Origin of the sequence: Pseudonocardia humida (genome assembly GCF_023898865.1) — a bacterium.
GTDB classification, from domain to species: Bacteria; Actinomycetota; Actinomycetes; order Mycobacteriales; family Pseudonocardiaceae; genus Pseudonocardia; species Pseudonocardia humida.
Genome location: NZ_JAGSOV010000005.1, coordinates 1 through 18,217, shown reverse-complemented (window position 1 = coordinate 18,217; position 18,217 = coordinate 1). Strand labels below are relative to the sequence as shown.

17 protein-coding genes are annotated in these 18,217 nt (G+C 75.3%); 15 read left to right on the top strand and 2 right to left on the bottom strand.

What is annotated here, in order from left to right; genetic code table 11:
* Nucleotides 1–70 precede the first annotated feature (70 nt).
* Both KDL28_RS01175 and KDL28_RS01170 read left to right on the top strand, forming a co-directional pair.
* Complete coding sequence (locus tag KDL28_RS01175; RefSeq protein WP_252435294.1) at nt 71–1,999, top strand: acetoacetate--CoA ligase; 1,929 nt, start codon at nt 71–73, stop codon at nt 1,997–1,999.
* 200 nt (nt 2,000–2,199) lie between these two features.
* Nucleotides 2,200–2,808 (top strand): hypothetical protein, encoded by a 609-nt coding sequence (locus tag KDL28_RS01170; RefSeq protein ID WP_252435246.1) that lies wholly within the window; start codon nt 2,200–2,202, stop codon nt 2,806–2,808.
* Nucleotides 2,809–3,016: 208 nt separating this feature from the next.
* Here the strand turns inward: KDL28_RS01170 and KDL28_RS01165 are convergent, their stop codons facing one another.
* Nucleotides 3,017–3,475 (bottom strand): DoxX family protein, encoded by a 459-nt coding sequence (locus KDL28_RS01165; protein ID WP_252435245.1) that lies wholly within the window; start codon nt 3,473–3,475, stop codon nt 3,017–3,019.
* A 294-nt stretch (nt 3,476–3,769) separates the two neighbouring features.
* On the opposite strand from KDL28_RS01165, the gene KDL28_RS01160 reads away from it, so the two are divergent.
* The 6 genes from KDL28_RS01160 to KDL28_RS01135 all read left to right on the top strand — a co-directional run bounded on the left by KDL28_RS01160 (nt 3,770) and on the right by KDL28_RS01135 (nt 8,382).
* Nucleotides 3,770–4,318: a hypothetical protein gene (locus KDL28_RS01160; protein ID WP_252435244.1), complete on the top strand. Its 549-nt coding sequence runs from the start codon at nt 3,770–3,772 to the stop codon at nt 4,316–4,318.
* A gap of 96 nt (nt 4,319–4,414) precedes the next feature.
* Complete coding sequence (locus KDL28_RS01155; RefSeq protein ID WP_252435243.1) at nt 4,415–5,101, top strand: DUF1707 SHOCT-like domain-containing protein; 687 nt, start codon at nt 4,415–4,417, stop codon at nt 5,099–5,101.
* Between the two features lie 18 nt (nt 5,102–5,119).
* Complete coding sequence (locus KDL28_RS01150; RefSeq protein WP_252435242.1) at nt 5,120–5,539, top strand: MmcQ/YjbR family DNA-binding protein; 420 nt, start codon at nt 5,120–5,122, stop codon at nt 5,537–5,539.
* A 58-nt stretch (nt 5,540–5,597) separates the two neighbouring features.
* Complete coding sequence (locus KDL28_RS01145; RefSeq protein ID WP_252435241.1) at nt 5,598–6,827, top strand: sensor histidine kinase; 1,230 nt, start codon at nt 5,598–5,600, stop codon at nt 6,825–6,827.
* A gap of 8 nt (nt 6,828–6,835) precedes the next feature.
* Nucleotides 6,836–7,513, top strand: a complete 678-nt coding sequence (locus KDL28_RS01140) for a response regulator (protein ID WP_252435293.1) — start codon at nt 6,836–6,838, stop codon at nt 7,511–7,513.
* A 23-nt stretch (nt 7,514–7,536) separates the two neighbouring features.
* Nucleotides 7,537–8,382 (top strand): alpha/beta fold hydrolase, encoded by an 846-nt coding sequence (locus KDL28_RS01135; protein ID WP_252435240.1) that lies wholly within the window; start codon nt 7,537–7,539, stop codon nt 8,380–8,382.
* Nucleotides 8,383–8,415: 33 nt separating this feature from the next.
* Here KDL28_RS01135 and KDL28_RS01130 read toward each other — a convergent pair whose 3' ends face one another.
* On the bottom strand, nt 8,416–9,426 hold the full coding sequence (locus tag KDL28_RS01130; protein WP_252435292.1) for a LacI family DNA-binding transcriptional regulator: 1,011 nt from the start codon (nt 9,424–9,426) through the stop codon (nt 8,416–8,418).
* Nucleotides 9,427–9,623: 197 nt separating this feature from the next.
* Between KDL28_RS01130 and KDL28_RS01125 the strand changes: the two genes are divergently transcribed.
* The 7 genes from KDL28_RS01125 to KDL28_RS01095 all read left to right on the top strand — a co-directional run bounded on the left by KDL28_RS01125 (nt 9,624) and on the right by KDL28_RS01095 (nt 18,092).
* Entirely contained in the window at nt 9,624–11,132 is a 1,509-nt protein-coding gene (locus tag KDL28_RS01125; RefSeq protein WP_252435239.1) for a sugar ABC transporter ATP-binding protein, read from the top strand.
* Nucleotides 11,129–12,175 (top strand): ABC transporter permease, encoded by a 1,047-nt coding sequence (locus KDL28_RS01120; RefSeq protein ID WP_372496847.1) that lies wholly within the window; start codon nt 11,129–11,131, stop codon nt 12,173–12,175. The genes KDL28_RS01125 and KDL28_RS01120 overlap by 4 nt, the downstream gene beginning before the upstream one ends.
* Nucleotides 12,168–13,271: an ABC transporter permease gene (locus KDL28_RS01115; protein WP_252435238.1), complete on the top strand. Its 1,104-nt coding sequence runs from the start codon at nt 12,168–12,170 to the stop codon at nt 13,269–13,271. Before KDL28_RS01120 ends, KDL28_RS01115 begins: the two co-directional genes overlap by 8 nt.
* A gap of 11 nt (nt 13,272–13,282) precedes the next feature.
* Nucleotides 13,283–14,368, top strand: a complete 1,086-nt coding sequence (rhaS, locus tag KDL28_RS01110; protein WP_252435237.1) for a rhamnose ABC transporter substrate-binding protein — start codon at nt 13,283–13,285, stop codon at nt 14,366–14,368.
* Between the two features lie 55 nt (nt 14,369–14,423).
* Complete coding sequence (locus KDL28_RS01105) at nt 14,424–14,771, top strand: L-rhamnose mutarotase (RefSeq protein WP_252435236.1); 348 nt, start codon at nt 14,424–14,426, stop codon at nt 14,769–14,771.
* Nucleotides 14,768–15,952, top strand: coding sequence for an L-rhamnose isomerase (gene rhaI / locus KDL28_RS01100; protein ID WP_252435235.1), 1,185 nt, complete (start codon nt 14,768–14,770; stop codon nt 15,950–15,952). The genes KDL28_RS01105 and rhaI overlap by 4 nt, the downstream gene beginning before the upstream one ends.
* Before the next feature lie 100 nt (nt 15,953–16,052).
* Complete coding sequence (locus tag KDL28_RS01095) at nt 16,053–18,092, top strand: bifunctional aldolase/short-chain dehydrogenase (protein ID WP_252435234.1); 2,040 nt, start codon at nt 16,053–16,055, stop codon at nt 18,090–18,092.
* The last annotated feature ends 125 nt before the right edge of the window (nt 18,093–18,217 follow it).

The window sequence follows — 18,217 nt, the reverse complement described above, 5'->3', positions numbered from 1 at the left end:
GGCGCGGGGCGGGCCCCGCGCAGTACGGTCCGCTGACGACCATGGCTGGAGGGCACCGTTGGCCGACATCATGCGCCGCCCCGACGACGACGTCCTGGACACCACGTCCCTGGGCCGGTTCGTGCGCCGGCTCGCCGCGGAGCGCGGGCTGCGCTTCGACGACTACGACGCCCTCTGGCGCTGGTCGGTCGACGACGTCGAGGGCTTCTGGGCCGCGGTCTGGGACCACTTCGGGGTCCGAGGCGGCTACGACACCGTGCTCGGCTCGCGGGAGATGCCCGGCGCGCGGTGGTTCCCCGGAGCGCGGCTCAACTACGCCGAGCACATGTTCGGCCTCCCCGAGGACACCGACCGGGTCGCGGTGATCGCCCGTTCGCAGACCCGCGACCCGGTCGAGCTGACCTTCGGCGAGCTGGCCGACCGGGTGGCCAGGGCTCGCGCCGGGCTGCGCGCGCTCGGCGTGGGCGACGGCGACCGAGTCGTCGGCTACCTGCCCAACATCCCCGAGGCCCTGGTCGCGTTCCTGGCCTGCGCCTCGCTCGGCGCCGTCTGGGCCTCCTGCGCGCCGGAGTTCGGCGCGCGCAGCGTGGTCGACCGCTTCGCCCAGATCGAGCCCACCGTGCTGCTCGCGGTCAGCGGCTACACCTACGGCGCGAAGAGCATCGACAAGTCCGACGACGTCGCCACGATCCGGGCCGGGCTGGCCACCGTGCGCCGCGTCGTCGAGGTGCCCTACGGGCCGCGCCCGCTTCCCGACGCGCTGACCTGGGAGGAGCTGCTGGCCGGGCACGAGCCGCTCGCGTTCGAGCCGGTGCCCTTCGACCACCCGCTCTACGTGCTGTTCTCCTCGGGCACCACGGGCCTGCCCAAGGCGATCGTGCACGGCCACGGCGGCATCCTGCTCGAGCACCTCAAGAGCGCGGCCCTGCAGCTGGACATCGGGCCCGGCGACACGTTCCTGTGGTTCACCACCACCGCGTGGACGATGTGGAACATCCTGGTCTCCGGCCTGCTGCGGCGCGCGACGGTCGTCATGGTCGACGGCGACTTCCTGCACCCCGACCTCCTGGCCCAGTGGCGCGTGGCCGCCGAGACCGGTGCCACCCTGCTCGGCACCAGCCCGGCCTACCTGATGGCCTGCCGCAAGGCCGGCGTCGACCCGACCGCGGAGCTGGACCTGTCGCGGCTGCGGATGCTGGGTGTCACCGGCTCGCCGCTGCCGCCGGAGGGCTTCGACTGGCTCGACGGGCTGCTGGGGCGCCGCGTGCTGGTCAACTCGATGAGCGGGGGCACCGACGTGTGCTCGGGGTTCGTCGCGGGCAACGTCTGGCTGCCGGTGTACCGCGGCGAGCTGTCCGGGCCGTGCCTGGGCGTCGACGTCACCGCGTTCGACCCCGACGGGAACGAGGTCGTCGGGCAGCTGGGCGAGCTGGTGATCCGGCAGCCGATGCCGTCGATGCCCGTGCGGTTCTGGAACGACCCCGGCGACCAGCGGTACCGGTCGTCCTACTTCGAGACCTACCCCGGCGTCTGGCGCCACGGCGACTGGGTGACCATGTCCGAGCACCGCAGCTTCGTGATCTCCGGCCGGTCCGACGCCACCCTCAACCGCGGCGGCGTGCGGCTGGGCACCGCGGAGTTCTACTCCGTCGTCGAGGACCTCCCCGAGGTGGCCGACAGCCTCGTCGTGCACCTGGAGGACGCCGCGGGCGGCGGCCCTGGCCGGCTGCTGCTGTTCGTGGCGCTGCGCGGGGGCGCCGAGCTCGACGACGCACTGAAGGGCCGCATCGCCGGCGCGCTGCGCCGCGAGCTGTCGCCGCGGCACGTGCCCGACGAGATCGTCGTCGTGCCCGCGGTGCCGCGCACGTTGACCGGGAAGAAGCTGGAGACCCCGATCAAGCGCATCCTGCGCGGCACCCCGCCCACCGAGGTCATCAGCCCCGACGCGGTCAGCGACTTCTCGGCGGTGACCGCCTTCGCCCGCCTGGCCGCCCCCTGACGGCCGGGCCTCGCGCCGCCTCGGCACTCGCGCTCGCCCGGCTGCTCGACGCCGTCGAGGTCATTCGTCTCACGCCCGGTCCGGCCCCGGGTCGACCCATTCCTGCATAGTATCGCAATTGCAGAGTTGTTTAAGTCGCTGACTCATCGGGTCGGAGCGACGCGGTGTCCGGGTGACGGCGGTACGTCGAGGAGGTCGACATGCACGCGCGGGTCAACATCATCTTCGGGGAGCGGGACCGGGTCGAGGACGGCGTCGCACGCCTGGAGGAGGCGGACCGGGCCGCCGTGGAGGCGGCGGCCGGGAACCGGGGCCTGGTCACGATGGTCGACCGGGCGGGCGGGGTGATCGTGGCGGTGTCCTACTGGGACGAGTCGACGCACTCCTCCGAAGCCGCCCTGACCAGGGCCCGGGACATCGCGGCCGCGGCGGCAGGCGGTGACCTGGTGGTGGAGGGCTACGAGGTCGCGCTCCGCGAGGGCGCTCCGGTCGCCGCCCCGGGTGCCGCGGTGCGGCTGACCCGGGTGCGGGTCGACCCGTCCCGAGTGCCGGCCGCCCTGGAGTTCCTCCGCGACGCGCTGCCGCGGCTGCGGTCCTGCGCCGGGTTCGCCGGCGGCGAGGTGCTGGTCGACCGGGGCGCGGGAGTCGGGCTGCTCGTCACCGTCTGGGCTGCGGATGGCGCCGCCGAGCTCGCGGGCGCGGTGCTGCAGCGGCTGCGCGAGGACGGGGCGCTGCGGGCCGGGATGGCGTTCCCGGGGACCGAGGCGTACGTCCTGGTCCGCGCCCGGGTCCCCGCCGCCACCGGTTGAGCCAGGCGCACACGTTCATCGCTCGACGACGCGCTGAAGGGCCGCAGCGCCGGCGCGCCGCGCCGCGAGCCGTCGGCGCGGCACGTGCCCGACGAGATCGTCGTGGTGCCCGCGGTGCCGCGCGCGCTGACCGGGAAGAAGCCGGAGACCCCGATCAAGCGCATCCTGCGCGGCACCCCGCCCACCGAGGTCATCAGCCCCGACGCGGTCAGCGACTTCTCGGCGGCAGGACCGCCGCGACGGCCAGCGCGCCGGCCACCAGCACCAGGTTCTTCACCACGAACTCGCCCTCGGTGGTCAGCAGCAGCGGGTTGCCGTCCTGGAACGCCACGCCCGGCAGGGTCACCAGCACCAGGAACGTGCCGACCAGGTGCGCGACCAGCACCGCCAGCACCGGGCGCAGCAGCCGCCCGGCGATCAGCAGGCCGCCCGCGACCACCTCGAACGCGCCGAGCGCGGGCAGCAGCAGTTCGGGCGGGACCGGGACGAACGCCAGGGTGTCGGCGACCAGCGCGGCCACCGGCGTCACGTTGGCGATCTTGAGCGCGCCGAACCAGACGAACACCACGCCGAGCGCCACGCGCAGCAGGGTCGGGGCGTGCCGGCGCAGGCCGTCAGCGCCGTCCGGGCGGGTGGCGGGCGTCGGGGTCGCGGTCGTGAGGTCCATGGTCTCTCCCGGGTCTCGGTGCTCGGTCGTGCTCGGTACGCCGGGAACGCTAGGAACGCGGGGGCGGCGCCGGATCCGCCCACGGACGTCAGCCGGGGTCCGTCGCCGGGCGCACGGGACGACCCGGGCATCCCGACCCCACCCCGAGCGAGCCCGCTCGGGGTGGGGTCGGGATCGGGGATCACCCGTGCTCCCGCGGGAGTACGGGCCGGCGGCGTCGGTACACCCGCGGTGGTAGCCGGAACGGGCCCGCGGCCCGACGCCGCGGTCCGGCGGAACGCCCAGCATGGCGACATGCGCCGCTCCGCCCGCCCGATCGCCGGCCCGCCGGTGACCAGACCGCTGAGCCGCGGCGGCCGCCGGGCGTGGCTGGTCGTGCACCTGCTGGCCAGTGGCGGGTGGGTCGGCGTCGACGTCGTGCTGGGAGTGCTGGTGCTGGGCGCGCTGCTGGGCGACGCGCGGACAGCCGCCCTGTGCCTGCAGGTGTCGCCGCTGCTGTTCTGGCCGCTGCTCGGCGCCGGGCTGCTCAGCCTGCTCAGCGGCGTGGTGCTCGGCCTGGGCACCCGCTACGGCCTGCTGCGCTACTGGTGGGTCGCGGTGAAGCTGGCCCTCAACCTCGTGCTCGTCGCGCTCGTCGCCCTGGTGCTGCGGGCGGGTCTGCAGGACGCCGCCGCGCGCGGCGCCGCCGGTGGCCCCGACCCGGCCGCGGGCCTGGGCGCGCTGGCGTTCCCGCCCGCGGTCTCGCTCACCGCGCTGGTCGTGGCCACGGTGCTGGCGGTGGTGAAGCCATGGGGACGGGTGCGCCGCTCCGCCGGCCGGCCACCGCCGGCGGGGGGAACGTGACGCCACCGGCACGACCGGAGGCGCTGACGCCACCGCGTGACCGCTCGTCCACCGACCGGGCGACGTGCCGGCGCGGGTTGCTGCCAGGATGAGGTCGTGGACGAGTCGCGACCCGAGGTGCGCATCGGCGACCGCGAGCGGCGGGAGGTCGACGCCCGCCTCCAGCAGGCCTACGCCGACGGCGTGCTCACGATGACCGAGTACGAGGAGCGCTCCGGGCGGTGCTGGGCCGCGCGCACCCGCAGCGAGCTGGCGCCGCTCGTCGCCGACCTCCCCGACCCCGACACGAGTGCCGAGGCGCAGCCGGTCGCGCAGGCCGTCGTGGACAAGCCCGAGCCCGCCCCCGCTCCGCCGGCCCGGTCGGGGCACCGCGGTCCGGTCCAGGCGCTGGTCGGGCTCGCCGTGCTCGGCGCCGCGGTGTTCGGCGCCAGCCAGGTGCTCGTGGCCGACGACGGCTTCTCGGCCTTCAGCAGCTCGGTCGTCAACGTCGTCCCCGGCGACGACCGGGTCGACGTCGGGTTCGTCTTCGGCAGCACCCGGGTCGTGGTGCCGGCCGACGCCAGGGTGCAGGTCGAGGGCGTGCGGATCTTCAGCGGGACGAACTGCAACGCCGCGTGCGACGGCTCGGGCACCCGCGACGTCGTCGTCGACGCCAGCGGGGCGTTCGGCTCGCTGAACATCCAGCGGGTCGGCGAGCCGCCGGTGGACAACGACAACGACGACAACGACAACAACGATAACGACAACGACAACGGCGAGAACGACGACGATGACGACGACTGAGCCGCGCGCCGCCCACCGGTGAGCGGCCCCGACGACGTCCCGCCCGACCTCCTCGCTCCGGTGCGGGCCGCCTGCCTGGCCCTGCCCGAGGTGCGCGAGGAGGCGGCCTGGGAGGGCGTGCGCTGGCAGGTCCGCCGGCGCACCTTCGCCCACCTGCTGACCATCGTCGGCGGCCGCCCGCAGGCGTTCGCCCGGGCGGCCGGAACCGACGGCCCGGTCACGGTGCTCATGCTGCGCTCGTCCGGTCCCGAGCTGGAGGTCCTGCGCGCCGGTGGCCCCCCGTTCTTCCCCGCCCCGTGGGGCCCCGACGTGGTCGGCATGGTGCTCGGGCCGAGCGTCGACTGGGCCGAGGTCGGCGAGCTCGTGACCGAGAGCTTCCTGGTCCGGGCGCCGCGGGCGCTCCGGGAGGCCGTCGAACGGCTACTGCCGGGGGAGTAGCCGCCCGCGCTCCCCGCGGACGACGCCCCGGGGGCCGCGCGCTGGCTACCGTGAGCGGGTGACGTTCTCCGCGGGACGGGTCGCGGGCCGCTGGGCCCGGGTGGGCCGGCTCGCGGGCCGGGCCTGGCCTGCGGTGTCGGCGGTGCTGGTCGCGGTGGTCCTGCTGGTCGGCACGCGGGGTGCCGCGCTCGTCCAGCCGACCGCACGCCCGCTCGACCTGCTCGGCGACGCCCTGCTGCTCGCCAGCGCGCTGGTGCTGGCGCTGCGCCGCCGCCACCCGTCGCCGGTGCTGGTGGCGGCCACGGCGCTCGTGCTCGCCTACCTGGTGCTGGGCTACCCGTTCGGTCCGCTGTTCCTGGCTCCGCTGGTGGCGCTGTGCTCGGCCGTGCTGGCCGGTCGGCGCCGCGTCCCGTACACGACCACCGCGCTCGCGGTGCCCGCCCTGGCCGCCGTGCACATGCTGCGCAACCCCGGCGCGCTGCCGCTGGCCGGCACCGCGGCCTGGATCGCCGCGCTGGTGGCGGTGATCGCGGCCTGCGAGGGCTGGCGGGCCCGCCGCGAGCGCATCCAGCAGGCCGGCGCGGCCCGCGAGGAGGCCGCGCTGCGCCGGCGCAGCGACGAGCGGCTGCGCATCGCCCAGGAGCTGCACGACGTGCTGGGCCACCACGTGTCGCTGATCAACGTGCAGGCGGGGGTGGCGCTGTACCTGATGGACGACGACCCCGAGCAGGCCCGCACCGCGCTCACCGCGATCAAGCAGTCCAGCCGCGACCTGCTGCGCGAGATGCGCGCGACGCTGGGGGTGCTGCGCGGCGTGGACGTCGCGCCCCCGCACCACCCGGTGCCCGGCCTGGCCGACCTCGACGCGCTGGTCGGCGACGCGCGGGCCGCCGGGCTGGCGGTGCGCGTGGAGACCGGGGGGCTGCCGGCCGAGCTGCCGCCCGGGGTCGACCGGGCGGCCTACCGGATCGTGCAGGAGGCGCTGACCAACACCCGCCGCCACTCCGGCGCGGCCACCGCCACGGTGCGGCTGATCCACGCCGACGACGAGCTGACCGTCCAGGTCGACGACGACGGCGGTCCGCACGGCGCCGTCGACGTCGAGGACACCGGCAGCGGCGGCAGCGGGGTGGCCGGCATGCGCGAACGGGCCCAGTCCCTCGGCGGCACCAGCCGCATCGGACCGCGCCCGGGCGGCGGGTTCCGGGTCGAGGTGCGGTTGCCGCTGTCGGGGGACCGGGGCCCCCGGGCGGCCGGCGAGGGGATCGGGGAGCGGGTGGTCCGATGAGCGACCGTGTGATCAAGGTGCTGCTGGCCGACGACCAGGCGCTCGTGCGCAGCGGCTTCCGCGCGCTGCTGGACGCCCAGCGCGACGTCGAGGTCGTCGGGGAGGCCGAGGACGGCGAGGTCGCGGTGCGGCTGGCCCGCAGGCTGCGCCCGGACGTCGTGCTGATGGACATCCGGATGCCCGGCCACGACGGGCTGGCCGCGACCCGCGAGATCGCCGCCGACGTCGGGCTGTCCGGTACCCGGGTGATCGTGTTGACCACCTTCACCGACGACTCCTACGTCTTCGACGCGATCCGCTTCGGGGCCAGCGGGTTCCTGGTCAAGGACTCCGAGCCGGCCGAGCTCGTGCAGGCCATCCGGGTGGTGCACGGGGGAGCGGCGCTGCTGGCGCCCGCGGTCACCCGCACCCTGATCGCCGAGTTCGCCGCGCGGGCCCGCCCGGCCCGCGTCGACCGGCGCCGCGCCGCGCTGATCGCCAGCCTGACCGAGCGCGAGCGCGAGGTCGTCACCCACGTGGCGGCCGGGCGCACCAACGAGGAGATCGCCAGGGAGCTGTTCCTGAGCCCCACCACGGCCAAGACGCACGTGAGCCGGGCGATGACCAAGCTGGGCGCGCGCGACCGGGCCCAGGTGGTGGTGATGGCCTACGAGAGCGGGCTGGTCCGTCCGGGCTGGGACGGCTGACGCCGGACGGGCATGATCGGCTGGTGTCCGAAGGCAACCGCACAGGCCGGCGCACCGTCGAGCGGGACGGCGTCCGGCTCCACGTCGACGACAGCGGTCCCACCGGTGGCGCGCCGGTGGTGCTGCTCAGCGGGTTGGCGATGAGCACCGCCGGGTGGGACCCGGTCGCCGACCGGCTGGTCGGCGCCGGGCACCGGGTCGTGCGCCCGTCGACCCGCGGCCACGGCCCGTCCGACGCCCCGTCGAGCGGCTACCGCCTGGCCGACCTGGCCGCCGACGTGGTGGCCGTGCTCGACGCGGTCGGACCGGGCCCGGCGCACCTGGTCGGGCACTCCCTGGGCGGGATGGTGGCCGTGCAGGTCGCGCTGGCCCACCCCGACCGGGTCGCCTCCCTCGCCCTGCTCGGTGCCCCGGTCGCCGGGCAGCCGCCGGCGCCGGCGTTCCTGGCGTGGGCCGGGCAGGTGCTGCGGCTGGCCCGCGACGGGCTGCCCGCGCTGCTGGCGGGCCTGCCCGAGACGGTGGCCTTCGCCCACCGCATCCCCGACCCCGCCCTGGCCGCGGCCGTGCACGCGCAGGTGACGAGCACCTTGCGCGCGCCCGCGTTCGTGCCGGAGAACTTCGCCGACGTCCCGGCGGTGGCGGCCGTGCGGCCCACCCCGTGGCAGCGGTTGCGGGCCGGGGAGCTCACGGCGCCGCTGCTGGTCCTCGACGGCGCGGACGACCCGCTGGTCGGCGGGGGCGCGGAGCCCACCGCCGCCCACGTGCCCGGTGCCCGGTCGGTGGCGCTGCCCGGGGCCGGCCACCTGGCACTGCTCGAGCAGCCCGACGCCGTGGCCGCGGAGCTGCTGCGCGCCCTGCGCCCGGCCTGACCCGCCCGCCCGACGGGGACGGGCGGGGAGTGGTCAGGCGACGGTGGCGGCTCGGTGCAGGCCCGTCGAGGCCCGCACCACCAGCTCCGGGGCGAACAGGATGTGCTGGTGGGTGTGCCCGGCCGGGCCCCGGGCCTCGTCGAGCAGCAGCTCGGCCGCGGTGCGCCCGAGCCGCTGGCGCGGCTGGGCGACCGAGGTGAGCGGGACGGCCGCGGCGGCGGCGAACTCGATGTCGTCGTAGCCGACGATCGCCACGTCCTGCGGCACCCGCAGGCCCAGGTGCACCAGCTGCTGGAGCAGGCCCAACGCGAGCAGGTCGTTGGCGCAGAACGCGGCGGTGGGCCGGCGGGCGGCGGGCAGCCCGAGGAAGCGCTCGCCGGCGCGGCGGCCCTCGGCGATGTTGAGCTTCTCGGTCTCCAGCACCGTCAGCGGCTCGCCGCCGCCGCGGGCGATGGCCCGCTCGGCGCCGGTGATCCGGTCGGCCACCTGGCCGATGCTGCGCGGGCCGCCGACGAAGGCGATCCGGCGGTGGCCCAGGTCGAGCAGGTGGGTGGCGGCGAGGTCGCCGCCCAGGACGTCGTCGACGGTGACCGAGCAGTGCTCGGGGCCCGCGCCGCGGTCGACGAGGACCACCGGCGTGCCCCGCCGGGCCAGCGCGGCCAGCCGCGGGTCGGCCGGGTCGACCGGGGTGATCAGCACGCCCTCGACCCGCTGCTGCTCCAGCAGGTCGAGGTAGGCGGCCTGGCGCTCGCGGTCCTCGCCGCTGTTGCACAGGAACAGCGCCAGCCCCGCGGCGTCCGTGGCGGCCTGCGCGCCCGCGGCCACGTCGGTGAAGAACGGGTTGGCCGCGTCGAACACCACGTAGGCGACCGTGCGGCTGCCGCCCCCGCGCAGCTGGCGGGCCGACTCGTTGCGCACGAAGCCCAGCGCGTCGATCGCGGACTGCACCCGGCGGCGGGTGCGCTCGCTGACCAGCTCGGGGTGGTTGAGCACGTTGGAGACCGTGCCGAGGGAGACCCCGGCCCGCGCGGCGACGTCCTTCATGCTCGGCGCGCCTGGTCCGGACACCGCAGCCTCCCGTGAGTGAAACGTGATCAGACTGTACGACACCGCCGGGACCGGCCCGGCGAAGGCGCACGCCACGACCGGTGCACTGACATCCCCTTGACGGGCCCGGTGGGCCACCGTACGGTCCGGAGCCACCTCTTGAAACGTTTCATCGCCGAAGCCGAGGAGGGTGGATGAGCACCGAGCAGGCGCCGCGGCTCGCGGTCCGTGCGGTCACCAAGTCGTTCGGCGCGGTCGCCGCCGTCCGCGAGGTGTCGCTCGACCTGCACGCGGGCGAGGTGCACGCACTGGTCGGGGAGAACGGCGCCGGCAAGTCCACCGTGGTGAAGATGCTGGCCGGCGTGCACCGCCCCGACTCGGGCACCATCGAGCTGGACGGGCGCGCGCTCACCCTCGACGGCCCGGCCGCCGCCATCGCCGCCGGCATCGCGGTGATCTACCAGGAGCCCACGCTCTTCCCCGACCTCACCGTCGCCGAGAACGTCGTCATGGGTCGCCAGCCGCGGCGCTCCCTGCGCCGGGTCGACCGGCCGGCGATGAACGCGCTGGCCGCGGGCTTCTTCACCCGCCTCGGCGTGGCGATCGACCCCGACCGCCCCGCCCGCGGGCTGTCCATCGCCGACCAGCAGATCGTCGAGATCGCCAAGGCGCTGTCGCTGGACGCCCGGGTCATCGTCATGGACGAGCCGACCGCCGCGCTGTCGCCGGTGGAGGTGGAGCGGCTGTTCGCGGTGGCCCGGGCGCTGCGCGACGGCGGCGCCGCGCTGCTGTTCATCTCGCACCGCTTCGAGGAGATCACCGCGCTGTGCCAGCGCGTCACGGTGCTGCGCGACGGCGCGCTCGTGTCCAGCGACCCCATCGAGGACCTGACCGTCGACGAGATGGTCCGCCGGATGGTCGGCCGGCCGCTGTCCACGCTGTTCCCCAAGCGGGACGTGCCCGCGGGCGACGTGCTGCTCGCCGTGCGGGACCTGGGCAGGCGCGGTGTCTTCTCCGAGGTGTCGTTCGAGGTCCGGGCGGGGGAGATCGTGGCGCTGGCCGGACTGGTCGGGGCCGGGCGCTCGGAGGTCGTGCGGGCGGTGTTCGGCGTGGACCCGCGCGACACCGGCGTGGTCCGGGTCGGCGGGCGCGAGCTGCGGGCGGGCGACCCGCGCGCGGCGATGGCCGCCGGCGTCGCCCTGGTCCCGGAGGACCGCCGCCAGCAGGGGCTGGTGCTGGAGGCCTCGGTCGCGCGCAACGCCACGACCACCCGCTGGCGCTCGCTGGCGCGGTTCGGGTTGCTGCTCGGCGGGGCCGAGCGCCGCGCGGCGCGGGAGTGGACGGCGCGGCTGCAGACCAAGTACGCCGACCTCGACGACCCCGTGTCACGGCTCTCCGGCGGCAACCAGCAGAAGGTCGTGCTGGCCAAGTGGCTGTCCACGGCGCCGCGGGTGCTGATCGTCGACGAGCCGACCCGCGGCATCGACGTCGCGACCAAGGCGGAGGTGCACCGGCTGATGTCCGACCTCGCCGCCGAGGGCGTCGCGGTCCTGATGGTGTCCTCCGAGCTGCCCGAGGTGCTCGGCATGGCCGACCGCGTGCTGGTGATGCGCGAGGGCCGGCTGGTCGCCGAGATCCCGCGCGAGCGGGCCGACGAGGAGAGCGTGATGCGGGCGGCCACCGGGCAGGGGGCGGCGGCGTGACTGCGCCGGAGAAGGCCGCGGCGCCCACCGGGCGGACCCCCGACGACGCCGCGGCGTCCCGGGTGGCCGTGCTGCTGCGGGCCCGCGAGCTGGGGATCGTGCTCGCGCTCGGCGCGCTCGTCGCGGTGACCGCCGCGATCAACCCGCGGTTCCTGTCCGCGCAGAGCGTGCGCGACCTGGCCCTGGGCGCGGCCATCCTGGTCGTGCTGGCCGTCGGGCAGACCGTCGTGGTCATCACCCGCAACATCGACCTGTCGGTCGGCTCGGTGCTCGGGCTCTCGGCGTTCGCCACCGGTTCGCTGCTGCAGGCCGCGCCCGGCACGCCCGTCGTGGTGGCGCTGCTGGTCGGCACCCTCGTCGGCGGGCTGTGCGGGCTGGTCAACGGGGCGCTGGTGCGCTTCGGCAACGTGCCCGCGCTGGTGGTCACCCTGGGCACCCTCTACGTCTACCGGGGCGTCTGCTTCTTCTGGGCCGGCGGCCAGCAGATCAACGCCGACGAGCTGCCCCCGGCGTTCCTGGCCTTCGGCACCGCGACGGTGCTCGGGGTGCCATGGCTGCTGCTCATCGCGCTGGCGGTGGTGCTGGTCGCCGGGTACGCGCTGCGCAACTACCGGTCGGGCCGCGAGCTCTACGCGATGGGCTCCCACCCGCAGGCCGCCGTGCTGGCCGGGGTGCCGGTGGGCAGGCGGCTGCTGGCCGCGTTCGCCGTCAGCGGGGCGCTGGCCGGACTGGCCGGGGTGCTGTTCGCGGCCCGGTTCGGCACCGTCGACGCCGCCTCGGGCACCGGCGACGAGCTGGACGTCGTGGCCGCCGTCGTGGTCGGCGGGGTGGCGGTGTTCGGCGGCAGCGGCACCGTCTACGGCGCCGCGATCGGCGCGCTGCTGCTCACCACCATCGGCAGCGCGCTGCCGGTGCTGGCCATCGACCAGTTCTGGCAGGGCGCCATCGTCGGCGCGCTGATCCTGGCCGCCATCGGCACCGACCGGGCCGTCGCGGCCCGGGTGGCGGCGCGGCTGCGCCGGAGGGAGGCCCACCATGGCTGAGCGCACCGCGGAGGGGCGCCCGCCGGTCCGGCGGCGGCTGGCCGGGTGGGACCGCGCGGTCATCGCGCTGCTGGTGCTGTTCCTGGTCGTCGCGGCGCTGACCGTCGACGGCTTCGGCACCGGCCGCAACCTGTCGTTCCTGGTGCTCGACCTGGCCCCGATCCTGCTCATCGCGCTGCCCATGACCCTGGTCGTGATCACCGGCGAGATCGACCTGTCGGTGGCCAGCACGCTCGGGCTGTCCAGCGCGGCGATGGGCGCGATGTGGCAGGGCGGCCTGCCGATCGAGACGATCATCCCGCTGTGCCTGCTGCTCGGGCTCGTCCTGGGCGCGGTCAACGGGCTGTTCGTGACGGTGTTCGGGCTGCCGTCGCTGGCGGTCACCATCGGGACGCTGGCGCTCTACCGGGGGCTGGCCCTGGTGGTGCTCGGCGACGCCGCGGTCGCCCAGTTCCCGAGCGCGTACACCGACCTGGTCACCGGGCGCACCCTCGGGCTGCCCAACCTGCTGCTGCCGCTGCTGGTGCTCGCGGTCGCGTTCGCCGTGGTCCTGCACGCCACCCCGCTCGGGCGCTCGCTGTTCACCATGGGCGCGGGCGTGGACGCCGCCCGCTTCGCCGGCATCCGCGTCGCGCGCACCAAGTTCTGGCTCTACGTGCTCACCGGGGGGATCTCCGCGCTGGCCGGCGTGCTGTGGACGCTGCGATACGCCAGCGCCCGCGCCGACAACGGCGCCGGCCTCGAACTCGCCGTGGTCGCCGCCGTGCTGCTCGGCGGCGTTTCGATCTTCGGAGGGCGCGGGACGCTGTGGGGCGTGGCCGCGGGTGCCACCCTGCTGGCGGCGCTGCAGAACGCCCTGCGCCTGGCCGACGTGTCCACCGAGGCGCTGACCGTGGTCACCGGCCTGCTGCTGATCGCCTCGGTGATCGCCCCCAACGCGGCCGGCGCGATCCGCCCGGCCCTGGCCCGCCGCCGCTCCGGGCCCACCCCGCCCGCCGCCGACCCGCCGCCCGCCGACCCCCCGCCGGCCGGCTCCACCCCGCCGACGACGTCCGCGTCGGTCGCCCCGTCCCCGTCCTCCGCCCGGCCCTCCTGAGAGGAAGTCCGATGTTCCGACACCTGCGGCGCACCGTCGCGCCCGTGGCCCTCGGCGCCGTCGTCGCGCTCGGCCTGACCGCCTGCGGCGGCACCACCCGCGACAGCGTCGAGTCCGAGCAACCGGGAGCGGGCGGCGGCGAGCCGGCGGCCACCGCCGACCCGAACGCCCCGATCAAGGAGGGCCTCAAGATCGCCTTCCTGCCCAAGCAGCTCAACAACCCCTACAGCGACGTCGAGACCGGCGGCGGCGAGGCCGCCGTGGCCGAGCTCAAGGGCGAGTACAAGCTCGTGGGCCCCAACGACGCGAGCGCCTCCTCGCAGGTCAGCTACATCAACACGCTGATCCAGCAGCAGCAGGACGTGATCGGCATCGCGGCCAACGACGCCAACGCCGTGTGCCCGTCGCTGCAGCAGGCCCGCGAGGCCGGCATCAAGGTCGTCTCCTTCGACTCCGACGCGGCGAAGGAGTGCCGCGACGTGTTCATCAACCAGGCGACCACCGAGGGCATCGGGCAGAAGCTGGTGGAGATGGCCACCGCCCTGACCGGTGGCCAGGGCGAGATCGCGATCCTGTCGGCCACCCCGAACGCGACCAACCAGAACGCCTGGATCGAGGTGGTGAACGCCGAGCTGCAGAAGCCGGAGAACGCCGGGCTGGAGCTGGTCGCCACGGTCTACGGCAACGACGACGACCAGAAGTCGTTCCAGGAGGCCCAGGGCCTGCTGGCGACCCACCCGAACCTGAAGGTCATCGTCGCGCCGACCACGGTCGGCATCGCCGCGGCCGCGCGCTACATCTCCGGCTCGGAGTACAAGGGCCGGGTCGCGGTCACCGGGCTGGGCCTGCCCAACCAGATGCGCGAGTACGTCAAGGACGGCACCGTCGCCCAGTTCGCGCTGTGGAACCCGGCCGACATCGGCTACCTGGCCGGGTACGCCGGCGCCGCGCTGGCCTCCGGGCAGATCACCGGGGCCGAGGGCGAGACGTTCACCGCGGGCAAGCTCGGCGAGTACACGATCGGCGCCGACGGCGAGGTCGTGCTCGGCCCGCCCACGGTGTTCGACGCGAGCAACATCGACCAGTTCGACTTCTGACCGGACCGGGGCGGGCCGGCGCACCGGCCCGCCCCGGCGCTCCAGGGGGTGCCCCGTGCGCTACTGCTTCCTGCTCCAGGTCCGGCCCGACCGGCTCGCCGAGTACCGGGAGCGCCACCGCGCCGTCTGGCCGGAGATGCTCGCGGCGCTGCGCGACAGCGGCTGGCGCAACTACTCGCTGCACCTGCGTCCCGACGGCCTGCTCGTCGGCTACGTCGAGGCCGACGACCTGGGCGCGGCCCGGCGGGCGATGGCCGCCACCGCGGTGAACGCCCGCTGGCAGGCCGAGATGGCCCCGTTCTTCACGGGTCTGGACGGCGGTCCGCCCGACGAGGGCTTCGAAGTCCTGGAGGAGGTCTTCCACCTGGAGGACCAGCTGGCCCGAACGGAGGCACGGACGTGACGGATCGAGCAGCGGCGGCGCGGCGGGCGCTGCGCGAGCAGCGCATCGAGACGCCGTCGTGGGCGTACGCGAACTCCGGGACCCGGTTCAAGGTGTTCGCCCAGGCCGGGGTGCCGCGCGACCCGTGGGAGAAGCTCGCCGACGCCGCCACCGTGCACCGGTTCACCGGGGTCGCCCCGACCGTGGCCCTGCACATCCCGTGGGACCGGGTCGAGGACTACGGGGCGCTGGCGAAGTACGCGGGCGAGCACGGCATCGGCATCGGCACGATCAACGCCAACGTGTTCCAGGACGACGACTACAAGCTCGGCTCGGTCACCAACCCCGACCCCGGGGTGCGCCGCAAGGCCACCGACCACCTGCTGGAGTGCGTCGACATCATGGACGCCACCGGCAGCCGCGACCTCAAGCTCTGGTTCGCCGACGGCACCAACTACCCCGGTCAGGACTCCATCCGGGCCCGCCAGGACCGGCTGGCCGAGGCGCTGCGCGAGGTCTACGACCGCCTCGGCGACGACCAGCGGATGCTGCTGGAGTACAAGCTCTTCGAGCCGGCCTTCTACACGACCGACGTGCCCGACTGGGGCACCTCGTACGCGCACTGCCTGGAGCTGGGCCCGAAGGCGACGGTCTGCATCGACACCGGCCACCACGCGCCGGGCACCAACATCGAGTTCATCGTGGCGTTCCTGCTGCGGGCCGGGCGGTTGGGGGCGTTCGACTTCAACTCGCGCTTCTACGCCGACGACGACCTGATGGTCGGCGCGGCCGACCCGTTCCAGCTGTTCCGGATCCTGTTCGAGATCGTCTCCGCGGACGCGCTCGGCACCGGCTACACCTCCGGCGGCGCGCCGATCGCCTTCATGCTCGACCAGTGCCACAACATCGAGGCGAAGATCCCGGCGATCATCCGCTCGGTGCTCAACGTGCAGGAGGCCACGGCCAAGGCGCTGCTGGTCGACACCGACGCGCTGGCCGCCGCGCAGTCCGGCGGCGACGTGCTGGGCGCCAACGCCGCGCTGATGGACGCCTTCTCCACCGACGTGCGCCCGCTGCTGGGCGGGCTGCGCGAGGAGATGGGCCTGGACCCCGACCCGGTCGCGGCCTACCGCCGCTCCGGCTACCAGGAGCGGATCGTGGCCGAGCGGGTCGGCGGCACCCAGGCCGGCTGGGGCGCCTGACCCGGCCCGCCCCGACGTCCAGGAAAGCCACGATGCTGCCCGCAGCGGACCTGAACGTGGCTTTCCTGAACCGGCCGGACCGACGACACCGGAAGGAACCATGAGCCACGCCACCGTGCAGGAGTTGCTCGAGCGGAGCAACCGCCTCGGCGCCGACCCGACCACCACCAACTACGCCGGGGGCAACACCTCGGCGAAGGGCAGCGCGACCGACCCGGTGACCGGCGGCCCGGTCGAGCTGCTGTGGGTGAAGGGCTCCGGCGGCGACCTGGGCACCCTGACCGAGCGCGGGCTGGCCGCCCTGCGCCTCGACCGGCTGCGCGCGCTGCCCGGCGTATACCCGGGCGTCGAGCGCGAGGACGAGATGGTCGCGGCGTTCGACTTCTGCCTGCACGGCCGCGGCGGGGCGGCGCCCTCGATCGACACCGCCATGCACGGGCTCGTCGACGCGCCGCACGTCGACCACCTGCACCCCGACGCCGGGATCGCCGTGGCCACCGCGGCCGACGGCGAGGCGCTGACCGCGGAGATCTTCGGCGAGCGGGTGGTCTGGGTGCCGTGGCGGCGGCCCGGCTTCCAGCTCGGCCTGGACATCGCCGCGGTGCACCGGGCGCACCCCCGGGCGATCGGGGTGGTCCTGGGCGGGCACGGCATCACCGCGTGGGGCGCCACCAGCCAGGAGTGCGAGCGCAACTCCCTGGAGATCATCCGCACCGCGCAGGCCTTCATCGACGCCCGCGCGGGCGGGGCCGAGCCGTTCGGCCCGGTGCGCCCCCGCTTCGCCGCACTGGCGCCCGACGAGCGCCGCGCCCGGGCCGCCGCGCTGGCCCCGGTCGTCCGCGGGCTGGCCTCGACCGACCGCCGCCAGGTCGGCCACTTCACCGACTCCGAGGTGGTGCTGGAGTTCCTCGCCGGCGAGGAGCTCGCGCGGCTGGCCGAGCTGGGCACCTCCTGCCCGGACCACTTCCTGCGCACCAAGGTCCGCCCGCTGGTGCTCGACCTGCCCGCGGACGCGCCGCTGGACCGGACGATCACCCGGCTGCGCGAGCTGCACGCGGCCTACCGCGAGGACTACCGCGCCTACTACGAGCGCCACGCGGACGCGGACTCGCCGCCCATGCGCGGGGCCGACCCGGCGATCGTGCTGGTCCCCGGCGTGGGCATGTTCAGCTTCGGGGCGAACAAGCAGACCGCTCGGGTGGCCGGCGAGTTCTACGTCAACGCGATCAACGTCATGCGCGGCGCGGAGGCGATCTCGACCTACGCCCCGATCCCGGAGTCGGAGAAGTTCCGCATCGAGTACTGGGCCCTGGAGGAGGCCAAGCTCGCCCGGATGCCCGCCCCCCGGCCGCTGGCCGGGCGGATCGCCCTGGTGACCGGGGCCGCGTCGGGCATCGGGAGGGCCACCGCGGAGCGGCTGGCCGCCGAGGGGGCCTGCGTCGTGCTCGCCGACCTCGACGCGGGCAAGGCCGCGGCGGCCGCCGCCGAGATCGGCGGCACCGACGTCGCGATCGGCGTCGGCGCCGACGTGCGCGACGAGGACGCCGTGCGGGCGGCCGTGGACGCGGCCGCGCTGGCCTTCGGCGGGCTCGACCTGGTGGTCAACAACGCCGGGCTGTCGATCTCCAAGCCGCTGCTGGAGACCACCGTCGCCGACTGGGACCTGCAGCACGACGTGATGGCCAAGGGCTCGTTCCTGGTGTCCAGGGCGGCGGCGGGAGTCATGATCGAGCAGGGGATCGGCGGCGACGTCGTCTACATCTCCTCCAAGAACTCGCTGTTCGCCGGGCCGAACAACGTCGCCTACGGGGCCACCAAGGCCGACCAGGCCCACCAGGTGCGGCTGCTGGCCGCGGAGCTGGGCCCGCACGGCATCCGGGTCAACGGGATCAACCCCGACGGCGTGGTGCGCGGGTCGGGGATCTTCGCCGGCGGCTGGGGCGCCAAGCGCGCCGAGGTCTACGGCGTGCCCGAGGAGGAGCTGGGCGCCTACTACGCCAAGCGCACCCTGCTGGGCCGGGAGGTCCTGCCCGAGCACGTGGCCGCCGCGGTGTTCGCGCTCACCGCGGGCGAGCTGGCGCAGACCACCGGCCTGCACATCCCGGTCGACAGCGGCGTGGCCGCCGCGTTCCTGCGGTAGGAGGAGCCGTGACCAGCACCCTGACCAGCTCCGACAGCTCCGACACCCCCGCGCTGCGCCGCGGCGCGCCGCGGCGCCCGCCCCGCGGCCGGGGCGCCGGCGGGCGCGGCGCGGGCGGGCCCCCG

What these genes read in the sequence shown, in the direction of transcription:
- KDL28_RS01130 (WP_252435292.1), bottom strand. Translation starts at nt 9,426, where the DNA reads ATGAAGGACGTCGCCGCGCGGGCCGGGGTCTCCCTCGGCACGGTCTCC.
- KDL28_RS01095 (WP_252435234.1), top strand. Translation starts at nt 16,053, where the DNA reads ATGAGCCACGCCACCGTGCAGGAGTTGCTCGAGCGGAGCAACCGCCTC.
- KDL28_RS01125 (WP_252435239.1), top strand. Translation starts at nt 9,624, where the DNA reads ATGAGCACCGAGCAGGCGCCGCGGCTCGCGGTCCGTGCGGTCACCAAG.
- KDL28_RS01115 (WP_252435238.1), top strand. Translation starts at nt 12,168, where the DNA reads ATGGCTGAGCGCACCGCGGAGGGGCGCCCGCCGGTCCGGCGGCGGCTG.
- KDL28_RS01175 (WP_252435294.1), top strand. Translation starts at nt 71, where the DNA reads ATGCGCCGCCCCGACGACGACGTCCTGGACACCACGTCCCTGGGCCGG.
- KDL28_RS01170 (WP_252435246.1), top strand. Translation starts at nt 2,200, where the DNA reads ATGCACGCGCGGGTCAACATCATCTTCGGGGAGCGGGACCGGGTCGAG.
- rhaS (WP_252435237.1), top strand. Translation starts at nt 13,283, where the DNA reads ATGTTCCGACACCTGCGGCGCACCGTCGCGCCCGTGGCCCTCGGCGCC.
- KDL28_RS01165 (WP_252435245.1), bottom strand. Translation starts at nt 3,475, where the DNA reads ATGGACCTCACGACCGCGACCCCGACGCCCGCCACCCGCCCGGACGGC.
- KDL28_RS01160 (WP_252435244.1), top strand. Translation starts at nt 3,770, where the DNA reads ATGCGCCGCTCCGCCCGCCCGATCGCCGGCCCGCCGGTGACCAGACCG.